Consider the following 9018-nt stretch of genomic DNA (forward strand, 5'->3'; position numbering starts at 1 on the left):
ACTGACGAAATTGCTGATGGCGCCTTTGCGGTCACGCCATAGGAAATAGTTGAGCACCAGGCTGTGCTTCCAGCCGTGGGTGCGATAACCCTGGTAGACGATGCCGATGATCCAGCGCGACTTCTGCCGTACTGCCGTCGCCAGGCGATCGGGGAAATATTCGCGCACACAGATCACGTTGGATTCGTGCCGGCTCTGGCCAAACTTGTCAGGTTGCTTAGGACGGCGCTGGTAGCGAAGCACTGGAAAGCGCACGAAGATTTCTTCCATGCCGCGCGCCTTCAAGCGCAAGCCGATGTCGTAATCCTCGGTGAGGCTCTGCACGTCGAACGCGATGCCGTTACCTTCTTCGATCAAGGCAAGCACGGCACGCCGGCTGAAGCAGGTACCCACGCCGGCACTGGGCACCTGGCCGGCCAACGCTTCGCGTACCGGCACATCCTTGCCGTGCAGCTCGGCGAATTCGTCGAGGTAGTGCAAGCTAGTGAAATTGTTCCACTGCCGTTCGAACGGATACACCGGAATCTGGATCAAGTCCTTGCGGTGCACCAGGTAATTGAACAGACGCAGCTCGTGTTCGCACACGACGTCTTCGGAGTCGTGCAAGATGAATCCTTCAAAGGTCATGCGTGCGCGTTGTTCGAACTGCAAGATCGCGTCGAGCACGTTGTTCAGGCAATCGGCCTTGCTGGTCGGACCTGGGCGCGCGCATACCACCTTGTGCACGTTGGGAAAACGCGCGCACACCTCGTCCACATCACGTTGCGTATCCGGATCGTTCGGATACGTGCCCACGAAAATATGGTAGTTCTCATAATCCAGGGTGACGGCAACCAATTCGGCCATGTGACCGATCACGCCGGTCTCCTGCCAGGCCGGCACCATGATGGCCAGCGGCTTTTCTGCCGGACGGTACAGCTCGTGATAGAGCGTGTGCTCGCGGGTGTTGTAGACGAACAGCGAGCGCCACAGACGCCGCGTCCAGTACACGGCGTCGATAAAGAAGTCGTCCAGCCCACTGATCAAGATCAACACGGCGATGACGATGACTACGGCACCCAGCCCGTAGAGATAGGTCGAGAATGCGTCTAGCCACCACATGGCACACCTCCATGGCTCAGCTGGCTTCGCGCCGACGCTCGTTACCCGCCAATGCTCCTCTAAGCAGATCGGTGACACGCACGCTGGCCGTGCCATTGCCGAAAGGATTACCCGCATGTGCCATCGCGTTGTACGCATCCGTGTCCGACCACAAAGCCTCGATCTGCTGGACAATGGACGCACGCCGCGTGCCGGCCAGCCGCGCGCAGCCAGCCTCGATCGCTTCCGGCCGTTCGGTTTCGGTGCGCAGCACCAGTAGCGGCACACCGAAGGTGGGCGCCTCTTCCTGCAAGCCACCCGAGTCGGTCAGCACCAGCCAGGCGTCGAGCAGCGCCTGCTGCATCTGCAGATAGTCCAGCGGCGGCCTGAGATGCACATTCGACAGTCCACCGAGAATCGCATGCACAGGCTGGCTTACCACTGGATTGAGGTGTACCGGAAACAGCACCTCCAGCTCGGCATGGCGGCTCGCTACTTCGGCAATCGCATAACAGATCTCGCGCAGATCGTTGCCCCAGTTTTCGCGCCGATGCGCAGTGACCAGCAAATGGCCGCGCCCCTCCACGCGTCGCCGCAATCGATGCCGCCGCACGATCCATTGCTGAGCATCGATCACCGTATTGCCGGTGACGGTGATGCGTTCCTCGGGAATGGCCTCCCTTCGCAACGCCAGCGCCGAGCGCTCGGTCGGCGCAAAATGAAAACTGGCGATGCGACTGACCATCTGGCGCAAGCCCTCTTCCGGAAAGGGACGTCGCAAATCGTACGTACGCAGGCCCGCTTCGATGTGTGCAACAGGGACACGACGATAAAATGCACAGATGGCGCCGAGAAACGTGCTTTCGGTATCGCCTTGCACCAGCACCAGCGACCACGCTCGATCCGCCAGCACGTTGTCGAGCAAGCCGCGACAGCACGTGCTGAATTCGCACAAGCCGTCACCGCCGCGTTCAAGTGTTATGTCGGGAAGAATGTCGAAGCACGCGAGCATCTGCCGCGCCATCTCGCCATGTTGCCCGGTGTGCAGCCAATGTGGTCGCGCCCAACCGCTTGTCCGCAAACAGTGATACAGCGGCGCAAGCTTGATGATTTCCGGGCGTGTGCCGGAAACGATCAGGATGTCCTGCATACATCCCCCTCATGTGCAGGATGGGACACCACCCTGCTCCCTGGACGTCCTGTCCTAGCCCCCTAATGCCCAGTCGCGGGCAGCGCTGACCGCGTATCTCCCGAACGGACGGAGTCGGTGGAGACGCCGGTATCAATTGGCGCAAGAAGCTGCACCATGTCCTCATATTGCCAACTTTAAGTTAAACATACACATCAATTTCATAATATTTTGGTTAATTACATATTGACTATATACAAATAATTTGCTAGTCGACAAATCACATGCGCCGTCGTACTCTCTTCCACGGCGAGGCGTTCCTTTCACGGGACAGGGGCCTGGGCTTTCGGGATTGAATCGCATTCACAGCCATGCGCGCAGGGCGGCATAGCGGCTGCGGCGCGCTGTATTCGTCTTTAGAGCGAGGGGAAATCCCATGTTCAGACCATCCTTCTTTGGACCATCTCGTTTTCAGTCGTTACTCGCCGGTATTGCACTGGTGCTGCTTGCAGTCTCCAGCCCGATATCCGTTGCAGCCCAAGGCACGCTGATGCCGAGCCTCGATCGCGCTGCCTTACCCGCACCACCGCCACCGCCACACGCGGCATTGCCGAAAGTGCAGGCAACGGTCACGCAGGCTCCGCGCGTATCAACGACACTCGCGCGCACGGTGACGGCCGCGGCAGCATCCGCACCCAACGCCTACGCGGGAGCACCCGGCGCAAACCCGAACCAGAACACGCTCGTGCTGTACGACATCACCGGGCAGTGGGGTTGGCTGGGTGAAGCCTATGGCGTAATGGCTGGCAACCTCGTCACGCACGGCAGCAAATACACCTTGCAGCCTGCGGTGAACTATGTCTCAGGCGAACTCAATAGCTACACCGGGCTGATCTACATCGGCTCGACCTATGGCGAGCCGTTGCCCACTGCGCTGTTGGATGACGTACTGGCAACCACCAAGCCGGTGCTATGGATGAACGACAACATCTGGCAGCTGTCCGCGCGCGCCGCGAATTTCGCGGGGCAATACGGCTTCACGCCGACGTACTTCGACTTCTCCAACACCTTGACGGTGACCTACAAGAACATCGCACTGCAACGCAACGCACTGGCCGTACCTTCCGGCCTGCTGCAGACGACCATCAACGATCCCACCAAGGCGCAAGTACTCGCCGTCGCTACCAATGACACCAACGGCAGCATCAACTGGGCAACCAAGGGCGCCAACCTCACCTACATCGGCGAGATTCCCTTCAGCTATACCGGGCCTAACGATCGTTATTTGGCGGCCATCGACCTGATCGGCAAGGTGTCCAACCCGAACATGCCAGCACGCAAACGTGCGCTGGTACGCATCGAGGACGTGGATGCAGAGGACGATCCTACCCAGCTGCGTGCGATCGCCGATTACCTCTACAGCAAGAACGTGCCTTTCAGCGTTGCGTTGATCCCGTATTACGTGGATCCGAACGGCTTCTACAACAACGGTGTGCCGGTATCGATCCATCTGTACCAGGCCAAGACGCTGGTCAGTGCACTGAAATACATGCAAGCCCGCGGCGGCGTCATGATGATGCATGGCTACACCCATCAGTACTCGAATATCGACAATCCCTACACCGGCGTCAGCGGCGATGATTTCGAGTTTTATACCGCGCACATCGATGCGTCCAACTCCGTGATCTTCGATAGCCCGGTGCCCGTCGATTCCATGTCATGGGCACAAGGACGCATCACCGCCGGCTTCCAGGAATTCAGCAAGGCAGGCTTGATCCCGCCCACGATATTCGTGCCGCCGCACTATGCCGCATCGGCCATCGACTATGCGGTATTCAAGACACAGTTCGAGGCGATGTCTCAACGCGACCTGTATGCCATCGGCTGGTGCCCGAATGGCGCTTGCGGTACAGGGACCCCGGATTACACGCGCATCTACGGCCAGTTCTACCCGTACCTGGTGCGCAATGTGTTCGGTTCTGTCGTGCTTCCCGAACAACTCGGTGATGTCGAACTGGTGGAATACAACAACAATCCGCCGCGTTTCCCGGCTGACATTCTGTACAGCGCTAATTGCAACACGGTAATTCAGGACTCGGTGCAAAGCTTCTTTATCGACCCGACCCTGGACATCAGCTATCTCAAACAGATCGTGGAAGGCCTGCAGGCGATGGGCTACACCTTCGTGTCCGTGAGCGTGATTACCAAGGGTTGACGGTTCATCGCCGCGGCCACCCTGCAGACCCCGGCATGAAGAGCCCCTTTCCTTTCGGGGGAAGGGGCTCACCTGCTATACAGCGGGCCGGGATGGCAAGCGTTGCGAGGATTGTCGTCCACGCAGTAAGTGATCAAAACACCTGCTGCTGCGGATATTCCGACGTGAAATCGTTATCCCACAGGAAATTAGTGAACGACACGGTGACCGAGATATCCAGCCCTTCCACGAAGTGCCAGCAGCCCACCGGCAGAAACAGCACCTCGCCGGGATGCAGGATGCACGACAGTACCTGCACCCCTGCCATGCGCGGATAGCGCTGCAGATCGATCTGCCGGCCATCCACGTGGGTGAAGCAGTGTTCGTGGTTGTAGACGTGGGCGATCTCGCACGCCGGCATCAACAGAATGCGCTTGCGACCCATCACCTGCGCCATGAAGTTGTTGGTGAGGTCGTGATGGAATGGCGTGATGGTGCCGGGCGGGCCGAACCACAGAAAGCCTTGCGTTGAGCCCTTGCCGTCCAAATACTCGGGAATCTGCACGATGTCCTGCCACAACAGGTCGAGCGACGTGCGATTCTTGCCCTCGTTGTAGGCCGTCATGTAGAAGTCGTTGCTGCGCTCGGCATTGCGCACCATCTCGACATAATCACCGAACAGCATGGTCTTGCGGTGCGCGGTCTTGCGCAGTTCGTACTGCGTATCCGCATCGCGGCCAAACTGGATCTCCACCTCGCGATCGCCGCAGCGTTGCTTGAAATAATCCAGGCTCCACGTCGTCATCGCGGGCCAGTCGTCCATCATGCCGGTGATGATCACCGGACGGCCGGCGGTGTAGTACGCGTCGAAAAATTCTTCGCGCGAAAGTTTGTGCCGCCGCGGCACTTCCACGTCGCGCAGGCGATTCATGCGGCGCTGCGCTTCCAGTATCCAATCGTGTTTCGCCAACCGATTGCGCAAGCGTTGCGCGCCGGCAAGATATGGGCTGCCCAGCGCCTGCTGGATTTCATGCACGGCTTCTTCGTGTGCAATGCCGGCGTGCAGCATCTGTTCGTAGATGCCTTGCGGCGGGCCGTCCAGCAACAGGTTTTCCGCAATCCATCGGCGCCACTCATTGTCGACGTGGACCACCGGCCTCAACTCGACGTTCGCCATGACATCCCCTCGCGCGTTGCGTGGCAACAGCTCTTGGAAGGCGAGCCTAGCGCAGGCCCGCTTGCAGCAATGCGATTGTGTCGGCGAAATGACAACGATGTCTAGTCCCTGCCCTCCCCTTTGCCCCCGCTCGGCCCGGCCGGTGGAACCATGCCGACGTCCGTCCCGGCCAGGAGCACCGTGGTGGCCGAGGAACGCACCCTCCCAACAAGGCGGCCAGTATACGAGCGCGGAAACGTAGCTGGGCATGCAAAGCCCGGAGCAAGGTGGCGCGCTCCGCGTCACCCCGCCAACGCCGCATCCACGATCCCCTGCGCCTCGCGCAGGATCGCCTTGAGATGCTCTTCGCTACGGAAGCTCTCGCCGTAGATCTTGTAGATCTCCTCAGTGCCCGACGGACGCGCCGCGAACCATCCGCTTTCCGACATCACCTTGATGCCGCCGATGGGTGCGTTATTGCCTGGCGCGCGGTCAAGCACGCCGGTGATTTCCTCGCCAGCCAGTTCCTTGCTCTGCAATTGCTGCGGCGAGAGCTTAGCCAGACGCGCCTTCTGCTGCGCATTGGCGGCCGCATCGACGCGGCTGGAATAGGGCTTGCCCAAGGCGTCGGTCAACTCAGCATAGAGTTCGCCCGGGTCCTTGCCCAGGCGCGCGGTCATTTCCGCGGCAAGCAGCGAGGGCACGATGCCGTCCTTGTCGGTGGTCCACACTTTACCGTCATGACGCAGCATGGAGGCGCCCGCGCTTTCTTCGCAGCCGAAGCCGAGCGCGCCGTTGAACAGGCCATCGGCAAACCATTTGAAGCCCACCGGCACTTCGTACAACCGGCGACCAAGACGCTGGGTGACGCGGTCGATCAGCGAACTGCTCACCACCGTCTTGCCGACGCTGGCCTGGGCAGTCCATTGCGGCCGGTGGCGGAACAGGTAATCCACCATCACCGACAGGTAATGGTTCGACGGCATCAAGCCGGCGCTGCGCGAGACGACGCCATGGCGGTCGTGGTCGGTATCGCAGGCGAAGGCCACGTCGTAGCGATCCTTCAGGCCGATCAGGCGCTGCATCGCGTATTGGGACGACGGATCCATGCGGATCTTGCCGTCCCAATCCACCGTCATGAAGCGGAAGGTGGGATCGACCGTATCGCTGACGACGTCCAGGTCGATGCCGTAGCGCTGCGCGATCGGCTGCCAGTAATGCACGCCGGCGCCGCCGAGCGGATCGACCGCCATGCGCACGCCAGCGCTGCGGATCACGTCGAAATCGATGATGTTCTTCAGATCGTCGACGTAACGGCCGAGATAGTCGTACTGCTGCACCAGGCTGGAGCGCCGCGCCTGCGCGTAGCTGATCCGCTTGACACCGTCCAGGCGGCTTTCGAGCAGGGCATTGGCGCGCTGCTGAATCCAGCTGGTGACGTCGGTGTCGGCCGGGCCGCCGTTGGGCGGGTTGTACTTGAAGCCGCCGTCACCGGGCGGATTGTGCGACGGCGTGACCACGATGCCGTCGGCCAAGCCGTCGATGCGGCTGCGATTGTAGGTAAGGATGGCGTGCGATACCGCGGGCGTAGGCGTGAATTCACCGCCAGCGGAAACGGCCACCGCCACCTCGTTGGCGACCAGTACTTCGACCGCGCTTTCGAACGCCGGCCGTGACAGCGCATGCGTGTCGATGCCGATGTACAGCGGGCCGGTGATGTGCTTGTGGCGGCGGTAATCGCAGATGGCCTGGGTAATGGCCAGCACGTGCCATTCGTTGAAGCTGTGATCGAACGAGGAGCCGCGATGACCGGAGGTGCCGAAGCTTACGCGTTGGGTGGGTTCGGCGGGATCGGGACGAAGTGCAGCGTAGGCTTGCAGCAGTTTCGGCACGTCTACCAGCATGGATTCCGGTGCGGGTTTGCCGGCGCGCTCGTCGATGGTGGGGCTCACGGGTAAAGGTTCCTCGCAGGAGTAACGGTTGGTACGGAATGCCCCAAGCCCGCATGGGCCGTTGTTCCCGCGCAAGCGGAAACAGGCCCCAGGGTATTCAAGGCAGCGGCAAATTATCGGCGAGGAGGCATCAATCCTCCGTCTGCGCCGCGTGAGCGATCAAGCTCCGTTCAGGCCGCCGCCGTACCCACCAGCTCGGCTGCCAGCGCCGGCAGATCACGGATGGCATCAATGGTGTAATCGGGGCCGGGCTGCAGCTCGGCCAGGTTGGCCACGGAGGCATAATGGCCCTGGCGCACGAATACGGTGGTGAGGCGATCGCCGAGCTTGCGCTTCATCTTGGTCAGCAGGTTGGGCTTGTCGTCCGCCATCACGTAGTGGGCGGCGGGATAGCGCACCAGCAGCTCGTCCAGCGCCAGCTCCTTGTGCACGAAGATCAATACGTCGCCGCGTACCACGCCGCGGATGCCGGCGCGTTCGATCTTGTGCGGCTGGAAGACGACGTCGCCATCGGAAAGAATCACCGCGCGGCCGAGCTGGTTGAGCTGATCGATGGTTTCCAGCGCGCCGGGATACAGCCGTTGCTCGAATGGATAATCGAGCAGCCAGTACGCCAGGGTGAAGATGCCGGGGCGGGTGTCGTTTTCCCGGCGGAAATGCTGCAGCGCGCCCAGATAGTCGACATAGCCCAGCGAATCGCGCAGCTGTTCGTAGATCGCCCAGTAGCGGTCGCATTCTTCCTGGCCGAACTCGCGCGTGAGATGCGCGCGCAGGTCGGCACCGAAGCGGTCGTTGTCGAGCAAGGTATTGTCGACATCCAGCAAAAAAACGTGTGCAGCGTTGGCTTGATTCACAAATAGACGTCCACGTGGTACTCGCCGTCATCATCGATAAGCGGCTGGCGGTCCTGTTCGACCGGTCTGCCGTTGATCCGAATGGGGCGCTGTTCTGCCCTGCGCAGCGGCCTTTGGTACCGCCAGCGCGGGCAATGCTGCGGTCAGTCTGGCGGAAGCGTGGGGTGGATGTACAGGCCTTCTTACGTAGGCAGGTTGTAACGTTCAGGCGACGCGAAGCCACTGCCCATCATTGCCAGCATGGACGCCTCCATGACAGGCCGTCGACGAGCGTGTGAACGTTATGTCTTTCCTCCCGGTCATCAGCTCTAGGCCCGGGCAGCCATCCGACGCAGGGCAACAAATGCTGGATAGCCGGACATAGTGGCACTGCTTCCAGACACGTAACGTACCTGGGTCGTCGACGACTGTCCGGCAAACAGGGGTGCCGTCATTCCTTACACCCATTCGAGGAATACGCATGAAAAAGGCAGTCTATGGTTCAGCGCTACTGGCGCTGATGGTGGCGAGTGCGACTCAGGCGCAAACCGATTCGAGCTGGCATGACCGTGACCTTATCGTCACCGCATCCAACACGGCCAGCAACCAGCTACTGGTCTACAACACGCAAGGCTCGTTGGTGGAGCAGATCCCGACGAACGGCGCGGGCGGCG

7 protein-coding genes are annotated in these 9018 nt (G+C 60.8%); 2 read left to right on the plus strand and 5 right to left on the minus strand.

Annotated features, from left to right (window positions below; genetic code table 11):
• Both VMA74_RS18380 and wecB read right to left on the minus strand, forming a co-directional pair.
• Positions 1-1101, minus strand: a 1101-nt coding sequence (locus tag VMA74_RS18380) for a glycosyltransferase family 2 protein (RefSeq protein ID WP_325369608.1), incomplete at its 3' end; no start/stop codon positions are given.
• Between the two features lie 16 nt (positions 1102-1117).
• Positions 1118-2230 carry a non-hydrolyzing UDP-N-acetylglucosamine 2-epimerase gene (gene wecB / locus VMA74_RS18385; RefSeq protein ID WP_325369610.1) on the minus strand — a complete coding sequence of 371 codons (1113 nt, stop codon included), beginning with the start codon at positions 2228-2230 and terminating at the stop codon, positions 1118-1120.
• A gap of 415 nt (positions 2231-2645) precedes the next feature.
• On the opposite strand from wecB, the gene VMA74_RS18390 reads away from it, so the two are divergent.
• Positions 2646-4424 (plus strand): DUF2334 domain-containing protein, encoded by a 1779-nt coding sequence (locus VMA74_RS18390; protein WP_325369612.1) that lies wholly within the window; start codon positions 2646-2648, stop codon positions 4422-4424.
• A 133-nt stretch (positions 4425-4557) separates the two neighbouring features.
• On the opposite strand, the gene VMA74_RS18395 is transcribed toward VMA74_RS18390, so the two are convergent.
• From VMA74_RS18395 to VMA74_RS18405, 3 genes are all read right to left on the minus strand, one after another.
• Positions 4558-5580, minus strand: coding sequence for a cupin-like domain-containing protein (locus tag VMA74_RS18395; RefSeq protein WP_325369614.1), 1023 nt, complete (start codon positions 5578-5580; stop codon positions 4558-4560).
• 281 nt (positions 5581-5861) lie between these two features.
• Positions 5862-7511, minus strand: coding sequence for a phosphoglucomutase (alpha-D-glucose-1,6-bisphosphate-dependent) (gene pgm, locus VMA74_RS18400; protein WP_325369616.1), 1650 nt, complete (start codon positions 7509-7511; stop codon positions 5862-5864).
• A 170-nt stretch (positions 7512-7681) separates the two neighbouring features.
• A complete protein-coding gene (locus VMA74_RS18405) occupies positions 7682-8365 on the minus strand; it encodes an HAD family hydrolase (RefSeq protein ID WP_325369618.1) in 684 nt (227 codons plus the stop codon).
• 460 nt (positions 8366-8825) lie between these two features.
• Between VMA74_RS18405 and VMA74_RS18410 the strand changes: the two genes are divergently transcribed.
• Positions 8826-9018, plus strand: a 193-nt coding sequence (locus VMA74_RS18410) for a hypothetical protein (RefSeq protein WP_325369620.1), incomplete at its 3' end; no start/stop codon positions are given.

The organism is Dyella sp. (assembly GCF_035508675.1).
In the GTDB taxonomy this organism is placed as follows: Bacteria; Pseudomonadota; Gammaproteobacteria; order Xanthomonadales; family Rhodanobacteraceae; genus Dyella_B.